General features: G+C 71.7%; 21 protein-coding genes and 3 pseudogenes. 14 read left to right on the forward strand and 10 right to left on the reverse strand.

The window, feature by feature from the left end:
- Window positions 1-36 precede the first annotated feature (36 nt).
- Entirely contained in the window at window positions 37-831 is a 795-nt protein-coding gene (locus tag O2L01_RS02235; protein ID WP_344468971.1) for an SDR family NAD(P)-dependent oxidoreductase, read from the forward strand.
- Between the two features lie 191 nt (window positions 832-1,022).
- Window positions 1,023-2,255, forward strand: a complete 1,233-nt coding sequence (locus O2L01_RS02240) for a SpoIIE family protein phosphatase (protein WP_270120051.1) — start codon at window positions 1,023-1,025, stop codon at window positions 2,253-2,255.
- 29 nt (window positions 2,256-2,284) lie between these two features.
- Here the strand turns inward: O2L01_RS02240 and O2L01_RS02245 are convergent, their stop codons facing one another.
- A complete protein-coding gene (locus O2L01_RS02245; protein ID WP_270120054.1) occupies window positions 2,285-3,862 on the reverse strand; it encodes an SDR family oxidoreductase in 1,578 nt (525 codons plus the stop codon).
- Window positions 3,863-4,038: 176 nt separating this feature from the next.
- On the opposite strand from O2L01_RS02245, the gene O2L01_RS02250 reads away from it, so the two are divergent.
- A complete protein-coding gene (locus O2L01_RS02250; protein ID WP_270120056.1) occupies window positions 4,039-4,716 on the forward strand; it encodes a phosphotransferase in 678 nt (225 codons plus the stop codon).
- A gap of 26 nt (window positions 4,717-4,742) precedes the next feature.
- Window positions 4,743-5,048, forward strand: a pseudogene (locus O2L01_RS25605) (HIT family protein); the annotation flags it as partial.
- Between the two features lie 123 nt (window positions 5,049-5,171).
- Here O2L01_RS25605 and O2L01_RS02255 read toward each other — a convergent pair.
- The 3 genes from O2L01_RS02255 to manD form a co-directional block, all read right to left on the reverse strand.
- Complete coding sequence (locus O2L01_RS02255) at window positions 5,172-5,987, reverse strand: DinB family protein (RefSeq protein ID WP_270120058.1); 816 nt, start codon at window positions 5,985-5,987, stop codon at window positions 5,172-5,174.
- A gap of 10 nt (window positions 5,988-5,997) precedes the next feature.
- Window positions 5,998-6,726, reverse strand: coding sequence for an HAD family hydrolase (locus O2L01_RS02260; protein ID WP_270120059.1), 729 nt, complete (start codon window positions 6,724-6,726; stop codon window positions 5,998-6,000).
- A 68-nt stretch (window positions 6,727-6,794) separates the two neighbouring features.
- Window positions 6,795-8,033, reverse strand: coding sequence for a D-mannonate dehydratase ManD (gene manD, locus O2L01_RS02265; protein ID WP_270120060.1), 1,239 nt, complete (start codon window positions 8,031-8,033; stop codon window positions 6,795-6,797).
- A gap of 291 nt (window positions 8,034-8,324) precedes the next feature.
- Between manD and O2L01_RS02270 the strand changes: the two genes are divergently transcribed.
- The gene (locus O2L01_RS02270; RefSeq protein ID WP_270120062.1) at window positions 8,325-9,353 is read left to right on the forward strand and encodes a LacI family DNA-binding transcriptional regulator; all 1,029 of its coding nucleotides are present in this window, start codon (window positions 8,325-8,327) and stop codon (window positions 9,351-9,353) included.
- 9 nt (window positions 9,354-9,362) lie between these two features.
- Here the strand turns inward: O2L01_RS02270 and O2L01_RS02275 are convergent, their stop codons facing one another.
- Window positions 9,363-10,256 carry a LysR family transcriptional regulator gene (locus O2L01_RS02275; protein ID WP_270120064.1) on the reverse strand — a complete coding sequence of 298 codons (894 nt, stop codon included), beginning with the start codon at window positions 10,254-10,256 and terminating at the stop codon, window positions 9,363-9,365.
- A gap of 100 nt (window positions 10,257-10,356) precedes the next feature.
- Between O2L01_RS02275 and kdgD the strand changes: the two genes are divergently transcribed.
- From kdgD to O2L01_RS02300, 5 genes are read left to right on the forward strand one after another with little or no spacing between them, the layout of a single operon-like run.
- Entirely contained in the window at window positions 10,357-11,274 is a 918-nt protein-coding gene (gene kdgD / locus O2L01_RS02280; RefSeq protein WP_270120065.1) for a 5-dehydro-4-deoxyglucarate dehydratase, read from the forward strand.
- A 59-nt stretch (window positions 11,275-11,333) separates the two neighbouring features.
- Window positions 11,334-12,632, forward strand: coding sequence for an enolase C-terminal domain-like protein (locus tag O2L01_RS02285; protein WP_374727696.1), 1,299 nt, complete (start codon window positions 11,334-11,336; stop codon window positions 12,630-12,632).
- A gap of 39 nt (window positions 12,633-12,671) precedes the next feature.
- Window positions 12,672-13,673 (forward strand): Bug family tripartite tricarboxylate transporter substrate binding protein, encoded by a 1,002-nt coding sequence (locus O2L01_RS02290; protein ID WP_270120068.1) that lies wholly within the window; start codon window positions 12,672-12,674, stop codon window positions 13,671-13,673.
- Between the two features lie 11 nt (window positions 13,674-13,684).
- Window positions 13,685-14,182 carry a tripartite tricarboxylate transporter TctB family protein gene (locus tag O2L01_RS02295; RefSeq protein ID WP_270120069.1) on the forward strand — a complete coding sequence of 166 codons (498 nt, stop codon included), beginning with the start codon at window positions 13,685-13,687 and terminating at the stop codon, window positions 14,180-14,182.
- A gap of 24 nt (window positions 14,183-14,206) precedes the next feature.
- Window positions 14,207-15,724: a tripartite tricarboxylate transporter permease gene (locus O2L01_RS02300; RefSeq protein WP_270120070.1), complete on the forward strand. Its 1,518-nt coding sequence runs from the start codon at window positions 14,207-14,209 to the stop codon at window positions 15,722-15,724.
- A gap of 73 nt (window positions 15,725-15,797) precedes the next feature.
- Here O2L01_RS02300 and O2L01_RS02305 read toward each other — a convergent pair whose 3' ends face one another.
- Window positions 15,798-16,505, reverse strand: coding sequence for a hypothetical protein (locus O2L01_RS02305; protein ID WP_270120072.1), 708 nt, complete (start codon window positions 16,503-16,505; stop codon window positions 15,798-15,800).
- On the reverse strand, window positions 16,498-17,034 hold the full coding sequence (locus O2L01_RS02310) for an RNA polymerase sigma factor (protein WP_270120073.1): 537 nt from the start codon (window positions 17,032-17,034) through the stop codon (window positions 16,498-16,500). Before O2L01_RS02310 ends, O2L01_RS02305 begins: the two co-directional genes overlap by 8 nt.
- 106 nt (window positions 17,035-17,140) lie before the next feature.
- Here O2L01_RS02310 and O2L01_RS02315 point away from each other — a divergent pair, with 106 nt between their 5' ends.
- Together O2L01_RS02315 and O2L01_RS02320 are read left to right on the forward strand one after the other, a co-directional pair.
- Complete coding sequence (locus tag O2L01_RS02315) at window positions 17,141-17,620, forward strand: hypothetical protein (protein WP_270120074.1); 480 nt, start codon at window positions 17,141-17,143, stop codon at window positions 17,618-17,620.
- The gene (locus O2L01_RS02320) at window positions 17,610-18,248 is read left to right on the forward strand and encodes a cytochrome b/b6 domain-containing protein (protein ID WP_270120075.1); all 639 of its coding nucleotides are present in this window, start codon (window positions 17,610-17,612) and stop codon (window positions 18,246-18,248) included. The genes O2L01_RS02315 and O2L01_RS02320 overlap by 11 nt, the downstream gene beginning before the upstream one ends.
- 40 nt (window positions 18,249-18,288) lie before the next feature.
- Here the strand turns inward: O2L01_RS02320 and O2L01_RS02325 are convergent, their stop codons facing one another.
- Window positions 18,289-19,002 carry a helix-turn-helix domain-containing protein gene (locus O2L01_RS02325; RefSeq protein WP_425555124.1) on the reverse strand — a complete coding sequence of 238 codons (714 nt, stop codon included), beginning with the start codon at window positions 19,000-19,002 and terminating at the stop codon, window positions 18,289-18,291.
- A gap of 147 nt (window positions 19,003-19,149) precedes the next feature.
- Between O2L01_RS02325 and O2L01_RS02330 the strand changes: the two genes are divergently transcribed.
- Both O2L01_RS02330 and O2L01_RS25550 read left to right on the forward strand, forming a co-directional pair.
- Window positions 19,150-20,328: a cytochrome P450 gene (locus O2L01_RS02330; protein WP_270120078.1), complete on the forward strand. Its 1,179-nt coding sequence runs from the start codon at window positions 19,150-19,152 to the stop codon at window positions 20,326-20,328.
- A 5-nt stretch (window positions 20,329-20,333) separates the two neighbouring features.
- A pseudogene (locus O2L01_RS25550) lies at window positions 20,334-21,137 on the forward strand (oxidoreductase); the annotation flags it as partial.
- Between the two features lie 6 nt (window positions 21,138-21,143).
- Here the strand turns inward: O2L01_RS25550 and O2L01_RS02340 are convergent.
- Window positions 21,144-22,178, reverse strand: coding sequence for a type III polyketide synthase (locus O2L01_RS02340; protein WP_270120081.1), 1,035 nt, complete (start codon window positions 22,176-22,178; stop codon window positions 21,144-21,146).
- A pseudogene (locus O2L01_RS02345) lies at window positions 22,172-22,684 on the reverse strand (acyl-CoA dehydrogenase family protein); the annotation flags it as partial. The pseudogene O2L01_RS02345 and the gene O2L01_RS02340, both read right to left, overlap by 7 nt.
- Window positions 22,685-22,767 lie beyond the last annotated feature (83 nt).

Below are 22,767 nucleotides of genomic sequence, written 5' to 3' on the forward strand. Positions count from 1 at the left end.
GGCCCCGCCGCGGCCGGCGCTAGGGTGGGCCCCATGATCTCGATCGACCTCGAAGGCAGGACCGCGCTCGTCACCGGCTCCACCCAGGGCATCGGCGAGGCCGTCGCCGCGAAACTCGCCCTCGCCGGCGCGCGCGTCGGCGTCAACGGCCGCAAACCCGAGACCGTCGACGCCACCGTCGCCCGCCTCAACGAGTCGACCTTCACCGACCGCTGCTTCGCCGCCCCGGGCGACCTCGCCACAGGGGACGGCGCCACCGCCCTCGTCGAGGCCCTGCCCCAGGTCGACATCCTCGTCAACAACCTCGGCATCTTCGGCGCCGAACCGGCCCTGGCGATCGAGGACGACGAGTGGCGCCGCTACTTCGAGGTGAACGTCCTCTCGGCGGTGCGCCTCATCCGCGCGTACCTGCCGGGCATGACGGCGCAGCGCTGGGGCCGCGTGCTGAACATCGCGAGCGATTCGGCCGTCGTCATCCCGGAGGAGATGATCCACTACGGCACCACCAAGACCGCGCTCCTCGCCGTCTCGCGCGGCTTCGCCAAGGCCTCGGCCGGGACCGGGGTCACGGTGAACGCGGTGATCGCCGGGCCGACGCACACCGGCGGCGTCGAGGACTTCGTCTACCAGCTCGTCGACAAGGACCTGCCGTGGGACGAGGCGCAGCGCGAGTTCATGCGCCGCCACCGGCCCCAGTCGCTCCTGCACCGGCTCATCGAACCCGAGGAAATCGCCAACCTGGTCGCCTACTTGAGTTCCCCGCTGGCCTCGGCCACGACCGGCGCGGCCGTCCGGGTGGACGGCGGGTATGTCGACTCGATCATCCCCTGAACGACACCGAGCCGGGTTTCGATCGATAGGTCTCGGTCGTCCCGCGACGCGAAGGTCTCTCGCCTCGACGTGCGCCGCGCTTCCCGCCCGGCACACGCGCACCACCGTTCGCCTCCGCACCGCGCTGGAGCATGAAACGATGGTTTGAGCAGGCGAAACGACCATCCCGAGGAGCTAAGGGACCGGGGGCAATGGACGAACCGGATTACGCAGCGGTGTTCGTGGCGATGCCGAACCCGTGCGTCGTGGTCTCAAAGGACTTCGAGATCGTCGCGGTCAATCCCGCTTACTCGGAGGCCACCGGAAAGCAGCCCGACGACCTGATCGGGAAGCAGCTCTTCGAAGTCTTCCCGGATCAAGATCCCGACGTCCACGGGGAGAAGAACGTCAGCGCCTCACTGCGCCGGGTCTTCGAGACCGGGCAGCCGCACACCATGGCGCTCCAGCGGTACGACGTTCCGCTCGACGACGAACCCGGTTCATTCGAAGAACGCTGGTGGGCGCTGATCAACTCGCCGATCTCCGGTCCGGGCGGCGAGATCGAGTGGGTGCTCATCCGAGCCGCGGATGTGACCGAGTTCGTCCGACGCTACGGCGACGGCGGCCGCCCCTCGGACGAGGAGCCCATCGCGGCGCAGGCGCTGGAGGCGGAGGTCTTCGAACGCGCCCGCGAGCTGCAGCGGCTCAACGTGGAACTGTCAGAGGCCAACACTCGCGAACGCGAGATCGCCGTCGCCCTGCAGCGGGCCATGCTGCTGACGCCGGACCTGGAGAAGCACTCCGACATCGCGGTGCGGTACCTGCCCGCCATCGAGGACATGAACGTCTGCGGCGACTGGTACGACGTGATCGACCTGTCGGGCGACCGGTTCACCGTGGGCGTCGGCGACGTCGTCGGGCACGGCCTGGAGGCCGCGGCGGTGATGGGCATGCTCCGCAGCGTCCTGAACGCCGCCATCAGGGCCTTGGAGCGGCCCTCCCACGCCCTCGAGGTCCTGGGACTCTACGCGCGCTCGATGGAGGGCGCGCTGAACACCACCGCCGCCCAGGCCATGGTGGACCCCAGCAGCGGATTGATCATCTACAGCAACTCCGGACACCCGCCGCCGGTCCTGGTCGACCGCCACGGCAGTTCCGAACTGCTGGACCAGGCCCTCGACCCGCCGCTGGGCGCCCGCCCGCAGCACGTCCCCTGCTCGCAGGCCGGGCATCCCTACCAGTCAGGTGACACGCTGGTGCTCTACACGGACGGGCTGATCGAGCGGCGGGGCGAGGACATCGACGCGGGCCTGCATCGCCTGCGCGAGAGCCTGGCACGCCACTCCACCGAGAGTCCGCGGCAGATCGCGGACGCGGTCCTGGACGACCTCGGCGTGGCGGGCGGCACGAACGACGACATCTCACTGACCATCGTCCGGCTGTAGCGGATGCCCTTGCTGCGCAACGGCATGGGCTATCGGCCACTGCGGCGCGTCCGAGCCGCTGAACGGCCTTGCTCCCCCTCGGCCAGCGCCACGATGCGGCGGGCCATGCCGGAGAAGACCAGGCCGTGAAAGGGCGTGACCGCGAGCCAGTAGAGGCGTCCGGAGAGGCCGCGCGGAAAGAAGACGGCGCGCTGGCGGTACCGGGTGCGGGCCCCGTTCTCACATGCCAGGTCGAGCCACGCGAGGCCGGGCAGGCGCATCTCCGCGCGGAGCCGCAGCAGCCGTTCGGGCTCGCAGACCTCGACGCGCCAGAAGTCGATCGCGTCGCCCACCCGCAGCACCGTTCGGCTCCGGCGGCCGCGCTGGAGGCCCACGCCGCCGTACAGGCGGTCGCCCCAGCCTCGCAGCGCCCACAGCAGAGGCGTCGAGTACCAGCCGTTCTCGCCCCCGATGCCGGTGATGACCCGCCACAGGTCCTCCCGGCTCGCGGTGGTCTCGACCGTGCGCACGTCGGTGTAGACCACCCGTCCGGCCCACTGTGGATCGCTGGGCAGCGGGTCGCTCGGCGCGCGAGCCACCGTGGCGTCGACCCAGCTCGTCTCGACCCGGTCGATCTCGATGCGGCCCAAGGCGAGGGCCAGCGCCTCGTCGTAGGAGGTGAGGCCGCCGGGCGGCGGCGGGATGATCCCGTCGATGCGGTGGTCGCGCATGACGCAGTCGTGCTGGAGGGATTCGACGAGCGGCCGCGCGAGACTGCTCGGCACCGGGGTCACGAGACCGACCCAGTGCGAGGCGAGGCGGGGCGTGAGTACCGGCAGCGCCCAGATGCGGCGGCGCGGCAGCCGCGCGAGCCGCGCGTAGCCGTTCATCATCTGGTCGTAGCGCAGCACGTCGGGACCGCCGACGTCGAAGACGCCCACCGCGTCGTCGCCGAGCTGCAGCGCCCGCAGCAGGTAGTGCAGCACGTCGCGGATCGCTATGGGCTGGATGCGGTTGCGGACCCAGCGAGGCGCGGGCATGACCGGCAGCACCTCGGTCAGATGCCGGATCATCTCGAACGACGCCGACCCCGACCCGATGACCACGCCCGCCTGCAGCACCAGCACCGGTACCCCGGATCGCTGGAGGATCGCGCCCACTTCACGGCGCGACGCCAAATGCGCCGAGAGCCGGCCCGAGCGCGGTGCGAGACCGCCGAGGTACACCAGGCGCCGCACCCCGGCCGCCGCCGCGCCGGCGGCGACGTTGCGCGCGATGACGCGGTCGAACCGCCGGAAGTCGCGGTTGCCGGTCATGGAGTGGACCAGGTGGTAGACGTACCGGACGCCGTCCATCGCCCGGCGCACGGCGGCGGCGTCCATGGCGTCGCCCTTGACGATCTCCACGGCGTCGGACGCGGCGAACCCGCGCGCCCGGTCCGGCCGCCGCGTGAGGACCCGCACCCGGTAGCCGGCGTTCAGCAGGCGCGGAAGCAGGCGGCCGCCGATGTACCCGGTGGCGCCGAGCAGCAGCACGACCGGCGCGGCCTCCCCCGCGTACCCGGGCGACCAGCGGTACAGCGCCTCGGCGCCGCTCGGCGCAGTGAGGTCCGCTCCGGACTCCCCCATCCCGATACTCCCGTCCGCGGAGGACCACCTCCGCCGCTGAACGAGCCTCGCACGCCGCCGCGCGCCTGCGCTGGCGACCGCCGTAATTCATCGAACACGCCCGCCTCCCGCTGCGGGTTCGTTCGACGGGTCCGGGGTCGGGGATCCCGAACCGCAGCGCCGATAGGCTTCCGCTCATGGAACAGATCGGCGGGGGACGCGCCTCCCAGGTGTTCGCGCTCGACGACCGGCGGGTCCTGCGGCGCGGTGCCTTCGACGCCGCGGCGGAGGCGCGCTTGATGCGGTACCTGCACGGCCTCGGCTTCCCGGTCCCGGAGGTGTTCGCCGCCGAGGGCGCGGACATGACCATGGAGCGCCTGCACGGCCGCACCCTCGGGGCCGAGGTCAATGCCGGGGCGATCGGCGTCCCCGAGGCGGCCGAGATCCTCCTCGACCTCCATGACCGCCTCCACGAGATCGACGCCCCCGCGGAACTGCGGGGTTCGACGCGCGGCCTTGCCATGGACGCGAACGGGATCCGGAAGGTGCTCCACCTCGATCTCCACCCGGAGAACGTGGTGGTCACGGATGCCGGGGCGTTCCTCATCGACTGGACCAACGCGATCGCGGGCGCGCCGGAGTACGACTTCGCCGTCTCGTGGGCGATCATCGCCGGGGTGGACCCGGGCGAACTCGGCCCCGAACTCGCGTCACAGCTGGCCTGGTTCGAAACGGCCCGCGCCGAACTGCTGGCCGCGTTCCGCGAGCGGGCCGCTCCCCCGGCGCTGGAGACCGCCGTCGCCTACCGCTTCGCCGACCCGAACACGAACGCGGCGGAATCTGAACGCCTCCGGAAGGCGCTCAAGGCATCGTGACCTGGCCGGAGAACTGGCGAGAGCGCGTGGCCGGCGCTGTCTGCCGCTTCTGCGATGAGGGGCGGCCCGTTGAGAATCGCATCGGGCTTCGCATCCAGGCCGGGACCGTCTCCGACGCGTACCTGGCCCGGCGCGCTCTGGTGCGCGGGTACGCGGTGGTCGTCTGGCGCGGCCGCCACGTGATCGAGCCGCACCATCTCACCGAAGCCGAAGCGGCCCAGTACAACGGCGAAGTCCTGCGGGTCGGCGCCGCCGTCGAGCGCTACTTCCGGCCGCTCAAGGTCAACTACATGACCCTCGGCAATGGCACCCCGCACCTCCACACGCACGTGACCGCCCGCTACCTGGACGACCCCGCCCCGGGCGGGCCGCTGCCGAACGGGCCGTTGCACGAGATGCCGGCTGACCGGCTCGCGGAAGACGCCGCTGCGCTGGGGCGGATGCTCGCGGGCGGGTTATTCCGAGGGCGAACCGGTGACGGCTTCGAGGTCGCGGACGGCGTAGCGGTGGTGCTCCCATTCCTCGTCGAGGATGGTGTGCAGACAGGAAAGCACGGTCTCCTGGTGCTCGGCGTCATGCGGGTTCGGGCGGGGCGACGCCAGGAGTTCGGGAGTCACGGTCGCGAGGAAGTCGCGGACCATCGCGATGCGGCCGGCCCGCACCTCAAGCACTTCGTCGTACGACGGCGCGGCTGCCGAAGCGGCCGACTGGTCGGGGCCGTCGCGTTCGGTGTCGCCGGCGGGAGCACTGCTGGGGGCGCTGTCGGGAACGCTGTCGGGAACGCTGTCGAAGGGATTGTCGAGCGGTCCGATCGGGTGGAAGGGCTGCTCGGCTTGGAGGATCGCCCGACCCAACCACATGTCCGTGGCGAAGACCAAGTGCCGCAGCGTCTTCGCGAACGACCACTCGCCGCCCACGGACACGTCGACCGCGCCGGGCGGCATCCCCGCGACCCGTTCGAGCGTGGCCTCCCAGGTGCGTTCGATGGCGGCCCAGGCCGAACGCAGGCCGTCCGGGTCCGTGGCACGCCGCTCCGCGCGGCCGGGGAAGCGGCGGTTCAGTTCGGCTTCGACGAACGGGACCACGTCGACCCCGTTGACGTGCAGCGCCTCCCCGTCGAACAACCACGGCGAGTCGATGTCCGCCCCCGGGATCTCCACCCCGCGCATCACGACCCCGGACAGGTCCGCGGCGACGAACCGGGCGCCCCGCAGGTCGGCGCGGACGAACTCCGCCCCGCGCAGGTCGTCGGCTCCGGTGAAGCGCGGCATGGCATCCCCCTTAGGGCAGGAAGTCGAGGACGTGGGCGAGCCCGCGTTCTCCGGTGCCCGGCCTGGCCGGGACGACGTAGGCGCGCAGACCGATCGCCGCCGCGCCGCCGTCTCTCGTTGCATTGTCGCCCACCATGAGCGTGGCCTTCGGGTCGGCACCCAACTGCTCGCAGGCGGTCTGGAACAGCTCCGCAGCGGGCTTCTCCTTGCCCAGTCGGTAGGAGATGACATAGGCGTCGACCAGGTCGCCCAGGCCGTGACGGTCGAGGTGGATCTTCAGGTCCCAGGCGAAGTCGCTGACGATGCCGACTCGGACTCCCTTGCCGCGCAATGCCTTCAGCACAGGCTCGGTGTCGGGGAACGGGACCCACGAGTCCGGGGCCTGCAAGGTCGCGTAGGCCGTGTCCTCGGCGCCCCGGATCAGTTCGACGTGCCGCCACCACGCGTACATCGCCGCCCGGTGCTGCTCGGCGGACAGGTCACGGCCCTCCTGCGCGGCCTTGACCTCCGGGAGCCGGTACGTCTCGGTCAGATTCCGAGCGGTCGCCTCGGTCCCGGCGGCTTCGAGTTCGCCGGTTCGGCCTGCGGCCGTTGCGAATCGGCGCAGCCAGTCCTCGAGGTCGATCAGGCGGAACAGGGTGTTGCTGAAGTCGAAGAGCACCGCCTCGATCTCCGGCATCGGCCCGGTCGGCTTGGCGGGGTTCAGGTAGTCGACGGCGCGGTCGTGGAGGCTGCTCACCCCGCCACCTTAAGCGGTCCGGCCGCAGGGCCGGCGAGGGTCGCCGCGCCGGCCCTGCGGAGCGCGGGTCACCAGTCGTGGACGGTGCCGTCGGCGAGGCGGTTGTAAGGCAGGTAGGCCTGGACGTACGGGTACTTCCCGGCCTCGTCGGTGTCCAGCTCGACGCCGAGGCCGGGTTGGTCGCCGGGGTGGAGGAGCCCGTCGGTCCAGGTGAAGGACTGCTGGAAGACCTGGTCGGTCTTCGCGCCGTGCCGCATGTACTCCTGGATCCCGAAGTTGTGGATCGACAATCCCAGGTGCATGGCGGCGGCCATGCCGACCGGGGAGATGTCCGTGGGGCCGTGCATGCCGGACTTGATCTGGTACTGCGCGGCGTAGTCCAGGACCTTCTTCAAATGCGTGATGCCGCCGGTGTGGGTGACGGCGGAGCGGACGTAGTCGATGAGCTGCTCGCGGATGATCTGCTGGTAGTCCCACACGGTATTGAAGATCTCCCCGATCGCCAGGGGTGTCGTCGTGTGCTGGCGGACGAGCCGCAGCGCCTCCTGGTTCTCGGCGGGGGTGACGTCCTCGAGCCAGAACAGGTCAAAGGGCTCGAGGGACTTGCCGAGTCGGGCGGCCTGGATCGGGGTGAGCCGGTGGTGGGCGTCGTGCAGCAGCGGCAGCTCGGGGCCGAACTCGCTGCGGACGGCTTCGAACACCGTGGGGACGTGACGCAGGTAGGAGCGGGTGTCCCAGTCCTCCTCGTTCGGCAGCGCACCGCGCTGGGCCGGCTCGTGGTCGTAGCGGACACCCTCCATCGCTTCGAAGGTGGCGTTGGAGGCGATGCCGTAGATCGACTTCAGGCCCGGGACGCCGGTCTGGACCCGGATGGCCCGGTAGCCCTGCTCCTGGTGGGCGCGAATCGAATCGAACAGTTCCTCGGTGTCCTTGCCCGAGGCGTGCCCGTAGGCGAGGAGCCCGGTCCGCGAGGCGCCGCCGAGGAGCTGGTAGACGGGCATGCCGGCGGCTTTGCCCTTGATGTCCCACAGGGCCATGTCGACCGCGGCGATCGCGGCCATGGTGACCGGTCCGCGGCGCCAGTAGGCGGAGCGGTAGAGGAACTGCCAGGTGTCCTCGATGCGGTGGGCGTCGCGGCCCAGCAGGAGCGGGACGACATGCTCGGCGAGGTAGGCGACGACGGCCATTTCACGGCCGTTCAACGTCGCGTCCCCCAGGCCGGTGAGGCCGTCGTCGGTGGTGAGTTTGAGGGTGACGAAGTTCCGGTCGGGGCTGGTGACGATGACTTCAGCGCGGTCGATGATCACGTGACGCTCCTAAGACGGTTGACCGAGGGACGGCAGCGCTCCAGGGGGAAGGCCGCCGACTCGGGCTTGCGTTCGCGAGTGAACACGGCATTCATCCCGGCGTCAAGCCTGTGCAGATCGATGGAACCGACATTCGACAATCGGTTGCCGAGCGATTTTTCGAGAAACCCTCGGCTCGTCGACTGTAGCGGGCCTCCGGTATGCTCGGAAAGCCCTGTCGCGGAAACCGGCAGAGCGGCACCAATCGATTGCCGGATGACAACCCCCGGCAACAAGCGCGAAAGGGGAGGCATGGACCAGTCCGACGCCGCCACCCGAACCCGCAACGGCGATCGCAAGGCGCCCCCGACGATCTACGACATCGCCCGGTTGACCGGCGTGAGTCCGTCGACCGTGTCCCGCGCGCTCAACAAGCCCGGCCGCCTCAACGCCCAAACCGAGCGGCGCATCCGCGACGCCGCCTCCGAGCTCGGCTACCGCATCAACCCCATGGCCCGGGCCCTGCCGACCGGCAAGACCGGCACGCTCGGCCTGCTCGTCTCGGACATCACGAACCCCGCGTACTTCGACCTCGTGCGCGGCGCGGAGCGGGTGGCCTCCGAGACCGGCATGACCATCGTCTTCGCGGACTCGCAGGAGTCCCCCGAGCTCGAGCGGTCCACGGCCGAACGGCTCCAGACCTCGGTGGACGGACTGCTGCTCGTGGGCTCGCGCCTGGAGGACCAGCAGATCCAGGAGCTGTCCTCGGTCAAGCCGCTCGTGATCGTCAACCGCCTCGTCGACGGCATCCCGGCCGTCTTCCCCGACGTGCGCCCGGGCATCACCACCGCCCTGGAGCTGCTGCGCGAGGCCGGGCACCGCCGGATCGCCTACCTCGCCGGGCCCGAGGCCTCGTGGATGAACGGCCAGCGCTGGCAGCACGCGTTCGAGATCGCGGTGGAATGGGACATGTCCATTGTGGAGATCAAGTCGAACGCGCCGACCCGCGAGGGCGGCGCTGAGGCGTTCGGGCGCGTGAAGGCCGCGGACGTGAGCGCGGTGCTCGCGTACAACGACCTGGTCGCCTTGGGCCTGCTGCGGGAGTGCCGCGACCACGGCCTCGACGTGCCGGGGCAGTTGAGCATCGTCGGGTTCGACGACATCTTCGGGGCCGATCTGCCGACGCCCGCGCTGAGCACGATCCGGATGCCGCTGGCCGCACTCGGGGAGAACGGGATCCGGCGGCTGCTGGCCGAGATCGACGGCGGCGCTTCGGAGGACGACGCGGCGCTGCCGACGAAGTTCGTGGGCCGCGAGTCGATCGGGCCGGTCGGCGTCTAGCGGCGCCGCCTAGACGCTGCGCAGGAGGGCGTCGAGCGCGGGGTTCCCGTGGCGGTGGCGCCAGACGCCGTGGAGCTCGACGATGTCGCGGGGCAGGTCCTCGATGTCGAGGAAGACCAGGTTCGAGAGGTTGAACGCGCTGGCCGAGGAGGGCACGAGCGCGACCCCGAGGCCGGCGTTGACGACGGACAGCACGGTGTGGACCTGGCTGATGTGCTGCACGTACCGGGGTTTCAGGTGCGCCTGCTGGAATGCGGCGACGACGAGTTCGTAGAAGTACCAGGCCTCTGAGGGCGAGTACGTGACGACGTCGTGCTCCGCGATGTCCTCCATTGTGGGCGTTCGCGGCAGGCGGGTCAGCGGGTGGTCGCGGGGCGCGGCGAGGATGAGCGAGTCCGTCGCCACCAGCCGGGAGTCGAGCAGGTCGGAGCGAGGGACCGAGCGGACGAGGCCGATCTCGATCTCTCCGGCGAGGAGGGCGTCGAGCTGGGCGTGGGTGACCATCTCGTTGAGGACGAGGTCGACGCCGGGGAGTGCTGTTGCGGCGACGGCGATCCAACGGCCCAGGACGGTGAGGGCCGAGACGGCGGTGAAGCCGATGCGGATGGTGCCCGCGGTGCCGGCGGCGACGCGGCGGGCGCGGAGCGGGGCGGTGTCCGCGGAGGAGAGCAGGCGGCGGGCCTCTTCGAGGAAGATGCGGCCGGCGGGGGTGACTTCGGCGCCGCGCTGGGTGCGCAGGAACAGGTCGAAGCCGACGGCGCGTTCGAGGCGCTGGATCTGGCGGCTGAGCGGCGGCTGGGTCATGCGGAGCCGTTCGGCGGCGCGGCCGAAGTGCGATTCCTCGGCTACCGCCACGAATCCTCTGAGTTGGTCGAGTGTGTACCCGATGTCGCCTGTGGCCATGCCCTGAAGGTATCAGTCGATGTCCAATGAGTGTTGGACCGGTATGAGGGGTGGGGGTTACGGTACGGGCCGAATCCCACGGAACAGGAGACTTCCGCATATGTCGCGATACACCCCCGCAGAGATCCAGCGTGCGCTGGGCGAGGGGCTGCTGTCCTTCCCCGTCACCCACTTCCGGAGCGATCTCGCCTTCGATGAGGCCGGGTACCGGGAGCACTTGGGGCACTTGGCTTCCTTCCCTGCGGCGGGCCTGTTCGCGGCGGGCGGTACGGGCGAGTTCTTCTCGCTGACCGCCGAGGAGGTCGGCCGGGTCGTGCGCGTGGCCGTCGAGGAGTCGGCCGGCGCGGTCCCGATCATCGCGCCCGCGGGCCAGGGCACGGCGCAGGCGGTCGCGTTCGCGCGGGACGCCGAGGCGGCCGGGGCCGACGCGGTGCTGCTGTTCCCGCCGTACCTCACCGAGGCCGGGCAGGACGGCCTGGCCGCGCATGTGCGCGCGGTGTGCGAGGCGACCTCGCTCGGCGTGATCGTCTACCACCGGTCCAATGCGGAGTACGGCGTCGGCACGGTGGAGAAGCTCGCGGCGGATTGCCCGAACTTCGTGGGGTTCAAGGACGGCGTGGGCGACATCGAGTTCATGACCCGCCTGTACGCGACTCTCGGCGAGCGGCTGCTGTACATCGGGGGCCTGCCGACCGCCGAGACGTTCGCACTCCCCTACCTGCAGCTCGGCGTGACCACCTACTCGTCCGCGATCTTCAACTTCGTGCCCGAGTTCGCGCTCGCGTTCTACGACGCCGTGCGCGCCGGGGACCGCGACGAGGTGTACCGGCGGCTGCGCGAGTTCGTGCTGCCGTACCTCGACATCCGCAACGCGGGCAAGGGATACGCGGTGTCGATCGTCAAGGCCGGGATGACGGCCGTGGGCCGCCCGGCCGGGCCCGTGCGCCCGCCGCTCACCGATCTGAGCGGAGCCGAGCTGGCCGCGCTCAAGGCATTGATCGAGACGTCGGCCTCATGACCGCTCTCGAACCGGCCGCCGGCAAGGCGGAACAGGCGACCACCCCCACCGTGACCGCAATGCGGGTCGTGCCCGTCGCCGGGCAGGACTCGATGCTGCTCAACCTGTCCGGGGCCCACGGGCCGTACTTCACCCGCAACCTCGTGATCCTCACCGACGAAGCCGGGAACACCGGCGTGGGCGAAGTGCCCGGCGGCGAGGCCATCGCGCAGACGCTCCGGGACGCCGCCGATCTCGTACTGGGGTCGTCGATCGGCGCGTACCGGACGGTCCTCGAGGCGGTGCGCCATCGCTTCGCGGACCGGGACGCGGCCGGGCGTGGACGGCAGACCTTCGACCAGAGGGTCACCGTCCACGTCCGGACCGCTCTCGAAGCGGCCCTGCTCGACCTGCTGGGCAAGCACCTCGGCGTGCCCGTGGCGGAACTCCTCGGGGACGGGCCGCAGCGCTCGAGCGTGCCGGTCCTGGGCTACCTGTTCTTCGTGGGCGACCGGAACCGCACGGACCTGCCGTACCGCGACGGGTCCGATGAGGACGACGCGTGGCTGCGGCTGCGCGACCAGGAGGCGCTGACGCCGGAGGCCGTCGTGGCCCTGGCGGAGGCGGCCGAGGCGCGGTACGGGTTCCGGGACTTCAAGCTCAAGGGCGGCGTGCTGCCCGGGCCCGAGGAGGCCAAGGCCGTGACGGCGCTGGCCGAGCGGTTCCCCGACGCGCGGATCACCTTGGACCCCAACGGGGCCTGGTCGCTCAAGGAGGCGGTCGAGCTGTGCCGGGGCCTGGACGGGGTGCTCGCCTACGCCGAGGACCCGTGCGGGGCCGAGAACGGCTACTCCGGGCGCGAAGTGCTCGCGGAGTTCAAGCGCGCCACCGGGATGCGCACGGCGACGAACATGATCGCCTGCGACTGGCGGGAGTTCGCGCACGCGGTGCGCACCGACGCCGTCGACATCCCCCTGGCGGACCCGCATTTCTGGACGATGGCCGGCTCTGTGCGCGTCGCGCAGGCCTGCGAGGCCTTCGGCCTCACCTGGGGTTCCCACTCCAACAACCACTTCGACGTGTCGCTGGCGATGTTCACGCATGTGGCCGCCGCCGCGCCCGGCGAGATCACGGCAATCGACACGCACTGGATCTGGCAGGACGGCCAGCGCCTCACGGTCGCCCCGCCCCGCATCGAGAACGGCGCGATCGCGGTGCCCACCGCGCCGGGCCTCGGCGTGGAACTGGATATGGCGCAAGTGGACGCTGCATATGAGCGGTATTCGAGAAACAGCCTGGGCGCGCGCGATGACGCGGCCGCTATGCAATACCTTGTCCCCGGATGGATGTTCAACCCGAAACGCCCCTCCCTGGGGTGAATCTCGTGGCTATTCGATCACTTAGAGGAGCCGAACAAAATGCAACACCCCCTCCCCCGACGCGGACTGCTCGCCGGTCTCGCCGCATTGCCCCCGCTCGCCGCACTGTCGGCCTGCCAGGTCCAGGGCGGCGCTGACGAGGCGAACGCGTCCTTCCCGACCCGCGCGGTCGACTTCTGGGTCCCCTTCGACGCCGGCGGGTCCGGCGACCTCATCAGCCGCGCGGTGGCCAAGGCCGCCGAGGAGCCGCTGGGCGAATCCCTGCCCGTCACGAACAAGCCCGGCGCCAACGGCGCCGTCGGCCTCAAGGAGCTACTGGCCGGCAAGGCCGACGGTTACACGATCTGCCTGGCGGTGAAGTCGCTCTTCGCCATCGGCCCGCTCGTGGTCGACGACCCCGACGCGGTCACCATCGACCAGCTCCGGATCATCACCACACTGACCAACGAGGGCTACGTGCTCGTCGTGCACGCCGACTCTCCCTATCAGACGCTCGAGGACCTGCTCGCGGCCACCCACGTGAACTACGGTACGACGGGCGTGGGCACCGGCTCGCAGCTCTCGGCGGGCCTGCTGTTCGGCATCGCCGGCGTCGAGGCCACGGACGTCCCGTTCGACGGCGGCGGCCCCACCGTCACCGCACTGCTGGGCAAGGACATCGACGCGGCGTCGCTCTCGCTCGCGGAGACCATGCCGCACATCCAGGCCGGCGACATGCGGGCCCTGTGCGTGTTCTCCGAGGAGCGCAGCGTGTACCTCAACGAGGTGCCGACCGCGCTCGAGAAGGACCTCAACATTCTCGTCGACCAGCGCCGGTTCATCGTCGTCCCGGCGGACACCCCGGACGACGTGGTGGGCGTGCTGACCCTGGCGTTCGAGGACGCCCGCGAGGGCGGCGAGTACGGCCAGTTCCTCCAGGACAACTACATGGAGCGCTGGGAGGTCGACGGCATCGAGGCGCAGCTGCACCTGGCCGAGGCCACCGAGCAGTTCGCCGCGCAGATCGCCGAATCCGGCGTCGAGCTGGGCACCGCGGAGTGAGCGAGGCGGTCATGGCCGATACCGAACTCGAGGCGGCCCAAGAGGAAGCGGACGAGCCGCGCGCGGGCGGGCGCGTCCAGTCGATCGCCGCGGGCGCCGTGCCCGTGGTGCTCGGCGGCGTCGCGGCCTGGTTGAGCTTCGGATTGAACATCGGGAGCCTGACCGAACCGGGGCCCGGGCTCTGGCCGCTGATCGTGGCCGGGCTGCTCGTCGCCTCCGGGATCGGGATCATCGCCGTGACCGCCAGGTCCCGCCGGGACACTGAGGCGTTCACGCGCGGGACGATCGCGGTGCTGGCCGCCGCGGGCGGCCTGGCGGTGTACGCGTCGCTGTACGAGATCGTGGGCTTCGAGGTGCCGACCGTGCTCCTGATGTTCGCGTGGCTGCGGTTCCTGAGCCGCGAGTCGTGGCTCATGAGCGCGATCCTGGCGGTCGCCGTGACTGCGGCCGCCTACGCCCTGTTCATCATCGGGCTCAACGTGCCGCTGCCGCACGTCATCGTCTTCTAGTCCGTCCCCACTGGAGTACTCATCGTGGACTTCTCCTCAGTGCTCTCCGGGTTCACGGTGGCGTTCGAGTGGCAGAACATCCTGTTCTGCCTGCTCGGCGTCACCGTCGGGATGCTCATCGGCGTGCTGCCGGGCCTCGGCCCGGCCGCGACGATCGCGATCCTGCTGCCCGTCACCTACAACCTGGAACCGACGGCCGCCGTCATCATGCTCGCCGGGATCTTCTACGGCGCGCAGTACGGCGGCACCATCACCTCGGTGCTGCTGAAGCTGCCCGGCGAAGCGTCCACAGTGGTCACCGCGCTCGACGGGCACGCGCTCGCCCGGCGCGGCCAGGCCGGGCCGGCCCTCGGGATCGCCGCGATCGCCTCCTTCATCGGCGGCACCGCCTCGATCATCCTGCTCACGTTCATCGCCCCGGCCCTGGCCGGCGTCGCGCTCGCGTTCGGCCCGGCCGAGTACACGGTCCTGGCGCTCATCGGCATCTTCCTGGTCGGCACGCTCGGGAACGGGTCGGTCATCAAGAGCGCCGCCGCCGCGGCGGCGGGTCTGCTGCTCGCGACCGTGGGCCTCGACCCACTGCTGGGCACGCCCCGGTTCACGTTCGGCACCGACCAGCTCGCCGACGGCATCGACTTCACCATCGTCGCCATGGGGCTCTTCGGTGTCGGCGAGATCCTGTACAACCTCGAGCACCGCGACCGGCCGCAGACGGGGGTCCCGTCGTTCGGGCGGGCCATCCCGAGCCGCCTGCACTGGCTGCAGTCGCGGCTGGCGATCCTGCGCGGCTCGGTCACCGGCTTCATCCTCGGCATCCTGCCGGGCGGCGGCGCGACCATGTCCTCGCTCGTGGCGTACGCGGTCGAGAAGCGCACCGCGAAGGACCCGTCCCGGTTCGGCAAGGGCGCCATCGAAGGCGTCGCCGGGCCCGAGTCGGCGAACAACGCGGCGGCGACCTCGTCGTTCATCCCGCTGCTGACGCTGGGCATCCCGGCGAACGCGACCATGGCGGTGCTGTTCGGCGCGCTCATGCTGCAGGGCATCACACCTGGCCCGCAGCTCATGAGCGACCACCCGGACGTGTTCTGGGGCGTCGTCAACTCGATGTACCTGGGCAACATCCTGCTGCTGATCCTGAGCATCCCGCTCATCGGCCTGTTCGTGCGGATGCTGAAGGTGCGGCCGGGGATCCTGGCGCCGATCACCGTGGTGATCACGATGATCGGCACCTACTCGATCCGCAACAACGCCTTCGACATGCTGCTCGTGATCGGGCTGGGCCTGCTCGGCTACGGGATGCGCAAGCTCGGGTTCGAGCCGGGGCCGTTCGTGCTCGCGTTCGTGCTCGGCTCGCTCCTGGAGGCCTCGTTCCGCCGCTCGATGCGGATCTTCGGCGGCGACGTCACCGAGTACGTCAAGCAGCCCGTCTCCGGGACGCTCGTCGCGATCCTCGTCCTCACGGTCGTCATCGTGCCGCTCCTCCGCAAGGTCCGCACCCGCCAGACCGCGGGCGCGGAAGCGGCGGGGGTCAAGGCCGACTAGGAGTCGAAACCGTTGCCCGCGTAGCGGGTCAGGGGCCGAAGGCGAGTTCGCCTTCGGCCCCTCGTTCGTGTCTTCAGTGCGTGAAGGTCGCAGTCAGGACCGTGCCGTCAGGCGCGACGAGCTCGACCTCATGGAGGTCGTAGATGTCCGCGTCGACGGTCGCGCCCGCGCCGCAGGAGGCGTCGGCGACCTCGCAGGTGGCGATGGCGTCGGTCCCTTCACCGGTCACCGCCACGACGTCCCAGGTGCCGTCCTCGGGGGCGCCGTCCAGGACGGCGAAGACCCACGACGGGTCGCCCTGGTAGGCGAAGACGTGCCCGACCTGGCCGCCCTCGGCGTCGACCACGGGAGCGGCCGTGAAGTAGCGGCCGTCGGCGACCCCGAGGGTCTCGCGGTACGAGGCCGCGAGCTCGCGGTCGGGGGCGGTCGCCCACCAGACGCCAAGGGCCGCACCGGCGGCGATGAGCACGGCGGCGGTCGCGGCCGCGAGCGCCCGGTAGACCCGGCGGCGCTTCGGCCGGCGCGCGGGCGCGGGCTTCGCGGGCTCGAGGGCGGCGATGCGGTCGAGCACCGCGCTCTCGAACCCCGCGGCCGGCTGGCGCTCGGGCGCGATGAGCAGCACCTCGTCCGCGACCGCGGACAGCGACGCCAGCTCCTCGCGGCAGTCGGCGCACCCGCCCACCTGCCGCAGCACCCGGGCGCGGTCGGCGCCGCTGGCGGCACCGGTGGCGAACTCCGCCAGCGCGTCCGACAGCTCGTCGTGTGCGTCGTGCTCAGTCACGGTTCACCTCCAGGAGTGCGCGCAGGCGCAGCAGGCCGGTGCGAACGCGGGTCTTGGCGGTCCCGAGCGGGATGCCCTCGCGTTCGGCGATCTCACGGGCCGTGAGACCGAAGTGCACGGAGAGGACGACGGCGACGGCCTGCTCGGCGGGCAGTTCCCGCAGGGCCTCGGTGATGCCGATGCTGTCGGGGACGCGGTCGCCGTCGTTGCTCGGGGCGATGAGCCACTGGGCCATCGCGATGGGGTCGGTGGCGAGGTCGCGGCGGACGCGGAGCACGTCGATCGCGACGTTCCGGGTGATCGTCAGCAGCCAGGTCGAGGCGGCCGCGCGGCGGGCGTCGAAACCGCCCGCGTGGCGCCAGACGCGCACGAACGCCTCCTGGGCGACCTCCTCGGCCACGGCGCGCACCCCGACGATCGAGAGGGCGAGGCCGAACACGCGCGCCTGGTGGCGGCGCACGAAGGCGGCCATGGCGTCGGCGTCCCCTCCGGCCACACCGGCCAGCAGCGCCTCGTCGGACAGTTCCACACCGTATATACGACCACCGCGGGCGAGGGGATTGCGGAAAGTCCCCATCCTTTCGGCGCGGCGGCCCGTATTACCTCTGCACCACGCATGGGAGGGAGTCGGGATCATGTTGAAGAGGCTGATGTCGAAGGGACTGATGGTGCCGTTCGCGTTGGGCGCGCTGTTCCTTGCCGCCTGCGGCGGGGGCGGGTACGGCGACGGGGGCGGTTCAGGCGGCGGTTCGGGAGACGGACCGACCGTGACGATCGAGACGCCGTCCGACGGCGACACGCTCGACACGCCGTTCAAGGTCGTCGTCGATTCGAGCGAGGACCTGGGGCCCACCGATTCGGGGAACGACCACGTGCACCTGTACTTCGACGACAACGACAGCGCGTACGCGGTGATCGATTCAGGGAACGGCGAGGCCTTCGAGGTCGCCGCCGATTCGCCCGCGCTCGACGGGATCGACCCCGGCGAGCACACACTGCACGTCTCGCTGCGCAACGCCGACCACTCTGCGGCCGGAGCTGAAGACGAGGTCACCGTGACCATCGGCGACGGCTCGGGCGGCGGCTCCGACAACGGCGGCGGCGGTGGCTACTGAGCGGGTCCGGCGCCACAGCGCCCGGGCCCGGTGGCTCCACGCGGGCGTCTACGCGACGACGCTGGTGCTGCTCGCGACCGGGTGGTGGCTGACGCTGGGCCAGGAGGGCCGGCCGAGCCCGCTGTCCGCGGCGACCGGCTGGTCCGACGCCGAGATCCACACGGCCGCGGGCTGGGCGCTCGCGGCCGTCGCGGTCGTCGGCGCGGTGATCGGCAGGCACGGCCTGGGGGCCCTGGTGGCGGATTCGCTGCGGTTCGCGAAGAGCGACGCGGCGTGGTTCCGGCGCTGGCCCGCGGCGGTGTTCACTGGCCGGTTCGCGCATCACGAGGGGCGGTACGACCCGGGGCAGCGGATCGCGAACCTCGCGATCCTGGTGCTGCTGGCGCTGCTGATCGCGAGCGGGGTCGGGCTGGCGGTCGTCTCGGGCGGGCCGGTGTTCGTCTGGTGCGTCATGATCCACCGCTGGTCGACGTACTTGATCACCCCGCTCCTGTTGGGCCACATCGTGATCGCCTCCGGAGTGCTGCCCGGGTACCGGGGCGTGTGGCGGTCGATGCACCTGGGCGGGCGGCTGAAGCGGTCGGACGCCGAACGGGTGTGGCCGGGCTGGACGCGCCGGTCCCGGTGAGTCCGGGGGCCTGTGGGCCCCCTTTCGGCGTGCCTCGGGCTCATGTTTCCCGGGGAGCGTCTTGGGCCCCGCCTGATCCGGTGATGCGGCGCCAGTGTTCGGCGGCGTCGGCCATGTCGCGGCGAAGGTAGGCGAAGAAGCGGCTGGAGTCGCGCAGGCGGGCCCCGGCGGGGGTGTCGTCGCCGAGGAGGTCGGCGCCCTGGCGGGTGAGGTCGGCCCAGGCGTCCATGCCCGCGATGCTGGCCCGCCAAGCGTGGTAGAACGCCTGGTCGTCGAGGCGGTAGCGGAGGCGGCGGCCTTCGGTCTCGCGCCAGAGGAAGCCCCGGTCAGCGAGCCACGCGGCGGCCTTGGAGACCGAGGCGGGGCTGACGTGGAGGGCGGCGACGAGGTCGGTCGGGGTGAGGCTGCCGGCCGCGCTCGTGTAGAGGCAGGTGAGGACGCGGGCGGGCATGGCGGGGACGCCGGTGGCGATCATCGTCCGCGTGAAGCGCTCCTCGAACTCGTGGAGCTCGGGCAGGTCGTCGGCCGGGGTCTCGGGCCGGGGCGGCGCAGGGCGGCGGCGTGAGCGCCACTGGGCGGCCTGCTGGGCGAGGTTGGCGCGGTAGCGGCGGTCGCCGCCGTTGCGGGCGACCTCGCGGCTGACGGTGGACGCGGGGCGGCCGAGGCGGCGGGCGATCTCGGCGTGGCCGAGACCCTGGGCCAGGCCCGCGGCGATGCGCCCGCGTTCCTCGTAGGTGAGCCGGCCTCCCGGCATGGCGCCTCCCTGTGCGTTCAGCTGCAAGGTCATTGCAAAGATTCGAGGCCTCTGACCTGCAATCGCGGCGTTCTCGTGTTGCTTCGGTTCGAAACTCGAACTTAGCATTCCGCTCATCGACACCTGAACCACTGCAAGGAGACCGACATGCATCCGACGATGCCGACGGAGCGTCCGGCCGGCCGACCGTTCGATCCGCCCGAGGGCCTCGCGGCGCTCCGCGAGGAGCGGCCGCTGAGCCGCATGACCTACCCGGACGGGCACGAGGGGTGGCTCGCGACCGGCCACGCGACCGTGCGGGCCGTCCTGGGCGACGCCCGGTTCAGCGCCCGGACCGAGTTGCAGCACATGCCGATCCCGGGCGGGACCCTCGGCCGCGCGCCCGAGCCGGGCATGTTCATCGCGATGGACGCGCCCGAGCACGGCCGGTACCGGCGGCTGCTCACCGGTCAGTTCACGGTGCGGCGGATGCGGCTGCTGGCCGAGCGGGTCCGCGAGATCACCGACGAGCACCTCGACGCGATGGAGCGCGACGGCGGCCCGGTCGACCTGGTGGCGGCGTTCGCCGCGCCGCTCCCGGCGCAGATGATCTGCGAACTGCTCGGCATCCCGTACGAGGCGCGGGCGCGTTTCCAGGAGCAGGCGCTCTCGATGTCGCGGCTCGACGCCACGCCCGAAGAGCTGGGCGCGGCGTTCGCGGCGATCCTCGGCTACCTCGCGGAACTGGTGGCGGCCAAGCGGTCCGCGCCCACCGACGACCTCCTCAGCGACCTGGTCTCGAGCGACCTCACCGACGAGGAACTGGTCAACATCGCGTTCCTGCTGCTCGCCGCCGGGCTCGACACGACCTCGAACATGCTGGCCACCGGCGTGTACGCGCTGCTGAGCCACCCCGCGCAGCTCGCGGCCCTCCGCGCGGACCCGGGGCTGGCCGAGCGTGCTGTCGAAGAGCTGTTCAGGTATCTGAGCGTGGTGCCGTTCCTGGTGCGCACCGCCTTGGAGGACGCCGAGATCGAAGGCGAGACGGTCAGGGCCGGGGAGACCGTCACGCTCTCCCTGCCCGCCGCCAACCACGATCCGATGAAGTTCGCCGACCCCGACGTGCTCGACCTCCTGCGCCCCGCGACAGGGCACATGGGACTCGGCCACGGCATCCACCAGTGCCTCGGCCAGCAGCTCGCGCGCGTCGAACTGCAGGTCGCGATTCCCGCGCTGTTCGAGCGGTTCCCCGGACTGCGGCTCGCCGCCGCGCCGGAGGACATCGCGATGCGCACGGACATGGTCGTCTACGGCGTGCACGCACTGCCCGTCGCCTGGAAGGAGTGAGCGATATGGACGCGAAGGTCTGCCTCGTCACGGGCGCCTCGACCGGCATCGGCCACGCCGTCGCCCTCGACCTGCTGCGCGCCGGGCACGTCGTCTACGGCGCCGCGCGGCGCGTGCACAAGATGGGCGGCCTCGTCGCCGCCGGCGGGCACGCGCTCGCGATGGACGCCCGGGACGGCGACCGGCTCGACCGCGCCGTCGCCACCGTCGTCGAAGAGCAGGGGCGCATCGACGTGCTGGTCAACAACGCGGGCACGGTGATCCACGGCTCGGTCGAGGAGGTGCCGCTGACCGAGGCCCGCGACCTGTTCGAGGTGAACGTGATCGCCCCGGCCCGGCTCGTGCAGCTCGTCCTGCCGCACATGAGAAAGCAGGGCGGGGGCACGATCGTGAACGTCTCCTCGGTCGGCGGCGTGATCGCCCTGCCGCTCGGCGCCTGGTACTACGCGTCCAAGCACGCCCTGGAGGCGTTCTCGGACACGCTGCGCATGGAGGTCGACCAGTTCGGGATCGACGTGGTCGTGGTCCAGCCCGGCATCATCGAGACCGGGTTCGAGGACCAGACGGCCGCGCAGCTCCGCGAGTACTCCGGCGACGGCCCCTACCGGGCGATGGCCGAAGGCATGGCGCGCAAGGCGGAAGAGGGCCTCACGGACGGCTCCGACCCGGCTGTGGTCGCCGCGGTCGTGCGCGAGGCGATCGAGGCCGAGCTGCCGCGCACCCGCTACGCGGTCGGGCACCTCGCGGACAAGCTCCTGGAGCTGCGCCGCGAACTGCCCGACCGGGAATGGGACGCCCTCGCGACCCGCACCGCGTTACTCGAGGAGGGCCCCGTAGAGGGTGAGGCCCGGCCCGAAGGCGAGCGCCACGACCGGTCCGGGCGGCGGCCCGGCCGCCAGGATCTCCTGCAGGACGAGGAGGACCGTGGCCGACGAGCAGTTGCCGTGCTCGGCGAGGACCTTGCGGGAGGTCGCGAGCGCGGACGGGTCGAGGCCGAGGCCGTCCTCGATGGCGTCGAGGATGCGCGGGCCGCCCGGGTGGACGGCCCAGGCCGCGACGTCCTGCACGTCGTGGCCGTGGCGGCCGAGGAGGTCCTTGACGAGCGGGCCGACGTGTTCGGCGAGCGAGTCCGGGACCTCCGGCGAGAGCCCCATGCGGAAGCCGAGATCGGTGACGTCCCAGGTCATCTGGTGGCGGCGGGCGGTGTCGGTGCGGGCGTCCACGTCGATGACGCGCAGGCCCGCGGCGGTCTCCGGGCGCAGGACGACCGCGGCGGCGGCGTCCGCGAAGAGCGCGTGGGAGACCATCTGCTCGGGGTCGATCGTGGCGGGCTGCAGGTGCAGCGACGTGAGTTCGAGGCAGAGCAGGGCGGCCGGGCGGTCGTGGGCGGCCACGTAGTCGGCGACCGTGGCGAGGGCCGGGAGCGCCGCGTGGCAGCCGGTGTGTCCGATGAGGAGCCTGCGGGTGTCCGCGGGCAGCGGGAGCATCCGCGCGATCTCGATGTCGAGGCCGGGCGTGCGGTAGCCGGTGCAGGTGGCGACGGCGAGCAGGCCGATCTCGTCGGGGTCGGTGCCGGCGTCTTCGAGCGCGTTCCGGACGGCTTCGAGGCCGAGCGGCGGCGCGATCTCGCTGTAGCGGCGCATGCGTTCGGCGGTGGACCAGTCGGCGACGGCCTTGAACTCGGCCGGGTCCGTGGCGGAGTGGCGGCGGCGCACGTCGGAGCCGGTGAAGATGCGCTGGGCGACGCGGCTGCGGGAGAAGTGCCAGCGGAACACGTCCTCCCAGAGCCGGTCCTGCTCGTAGGCGGGCGGGAGGGCGGCGCCGATGCCGGCGAGGCGGGCGGTCACCATCGCGGTACCTCCGCGTCGTGGTCGGGGTCCTCGCCGAGGGCGGCGACGCCGAGCCAGTCGGCGCACACGTCCGAGGTGGCCGGTTGCAGTGCGCCGCAGCGGGCGTCGCGGTAGAGGCGTTCGAGGGGGTGGCCGCGGCGGGACGCGGAGGCCCCGGCGGCTTCGAGCATTGAGGCGGCGACCTGGGCGGCGGTGTCGCCGGCGGTGAGCTTGGCGCGCCAGACCCACCGGTTGGTCTCGGGGTCGCCGGGGGCGCGGTCGATGCGCGCGGCGGTCTCGGCGACGACGAGTTCGGCGGCGGCCACGGCGTTGTCGGCGCGGCCGAGGCGGGCGCGGGCGGCGGGGAGGCGGCCGAGGCCGCGCTTGCGAAGGTGCTCGGCGGCGGCGTCGACGGCGGCGCGGGCGACCCCGGCGTAGACGGCGGAGTAGGAGGCGACGAGCCACTGCGGCATGGCTTCGGCGATCATGAGCGTGAGGCCTTCGACGCCGCCGAGGAGGGCGTCGGGGTGCGCGGCGGCGGCGGCGGGGGGGGGGTGGGGGGGGGGGGGGGGGCGGCCGGGGGGGGGCGCGGGGGGGGCGGGGGGGGGGG

It is taken from the genome of Glycomyces lechevalierae (assembly GCF_027622945.1).
Taxonomy (GTDB): domain Bacteria; phylum Actinomycetota; class Actinomycetes; order Mycobacteriales; family Micromonosporaceae; genus Glycomyces; species Glycomyces rutgersensis.

What these genes read in the sequence shown, in the direction of transcription:
- O2L01_RS02275 (WP_270120064.1), bottom strand. Translation starts at nt 10,256, where the DNA reads ATGGCCACAGGCGACATCGGGTACACACTCGACCAACTCAGAGGATTC.
- O2L01_RS02285 (WP_374727696.1), top strand. Translation starts at nt 11,334, where the DNA reads ATGCGGGTCGTGCCCGTCGCCGGGCAGGACTCGATGCTGCTCAACCTG.
- O2L01_RS02340 (WP_270120081.1), bottom strand. Translation starts at nt 22,178, where the DNA reads ATGGTGACCGCCCGCCTCGCCGGCATCGGCGCCGCCCTCCCGCCCGCC.
- O2L01_RS02270 (WP_270120062.1), top strand. Translation starts at nt 8,325, where the DNA reads ATGGACCAGTCCGACGCCGCCACCCGAACCCGCAACGGCGATCGCAAG.
- O2L01_RS02245 (WP_270120054.1), bottom strand. Translation starts at nt 3,862, where the DNA reads ATGGGGGAGTCCGGAGCGGACCTCACTGCGCCGAGCGGCGCCGAGGCG.
- kdgD (WP_270120065.1), top strand. Translation starts at nt 10,357, where the DNA reads ATGTCGCGATACACCCCCGCAGAGATCCAGCGTGCGCTGGGCGAGGGG.
- O2L01_RS02330 (WP_270120078.1), top strand. Translation starts at nt 19,150, where the DNA reads ATGCATCCGACGATGCCGACGGAGCGTCCGGCCGGCCGACCGTTCGAT.
- O2L01_RS02325 (WP_425555124.1), bottom strand. Translation starts at nt 19,002, where the DNA reads ATGCCGGGAGGCCGGCTCACCTACGAGGAACGCGGGCGCATCGCCGCG.
- O2L01_RS02315 (WP_270120074.1), top strand. Translation starts at nt 17,141, where the DNA reads ATGTTGAAGAGGCTGATGTCGAAGGGACTGATGGTGCCGTTCGCGTTG.
- O2L01_RS02240 (WP_270120051.1), top strand. Translation starts at nt 1,023, where the DNA reads ATGGACGAACCGGATTACGCAGCGGTGTTCGTGGCGATGCCGAACCCG.
- O2L01_RS02290 (WP_270120068.1), top strand. Translation starts at nt 12,672, where the DNA reads ATGCAACACCCCCTCCCCCGACGCGGACTGCTCGCCGGTCTCGCCGCA.
- O2L01_RS02255 (WP_270120058.1), bottom strand. Translation starts at nt 5,987, where the DNA reads ATGCCGCGCTTCACCGGAGCCGACGACCTGCGCGGGGCGGAGTTCGTC.
- O2L01_RS02295 (WP_270120069.1), top strand. Translation starts at nt 13,685, where the DNA reads ATGGCCGATACCGAACTCGAGGCGGCCCAAGAGGAAGCGGACGAGCCG.
- O2L01_RS02250 (WP_270120056.1), top strand. Translation starts at nt 4,039, where the DNA reads ATGGAACAGATCGGCGGGGGACGCGCCTCCCAGGTGTTCGCGCTCGAC.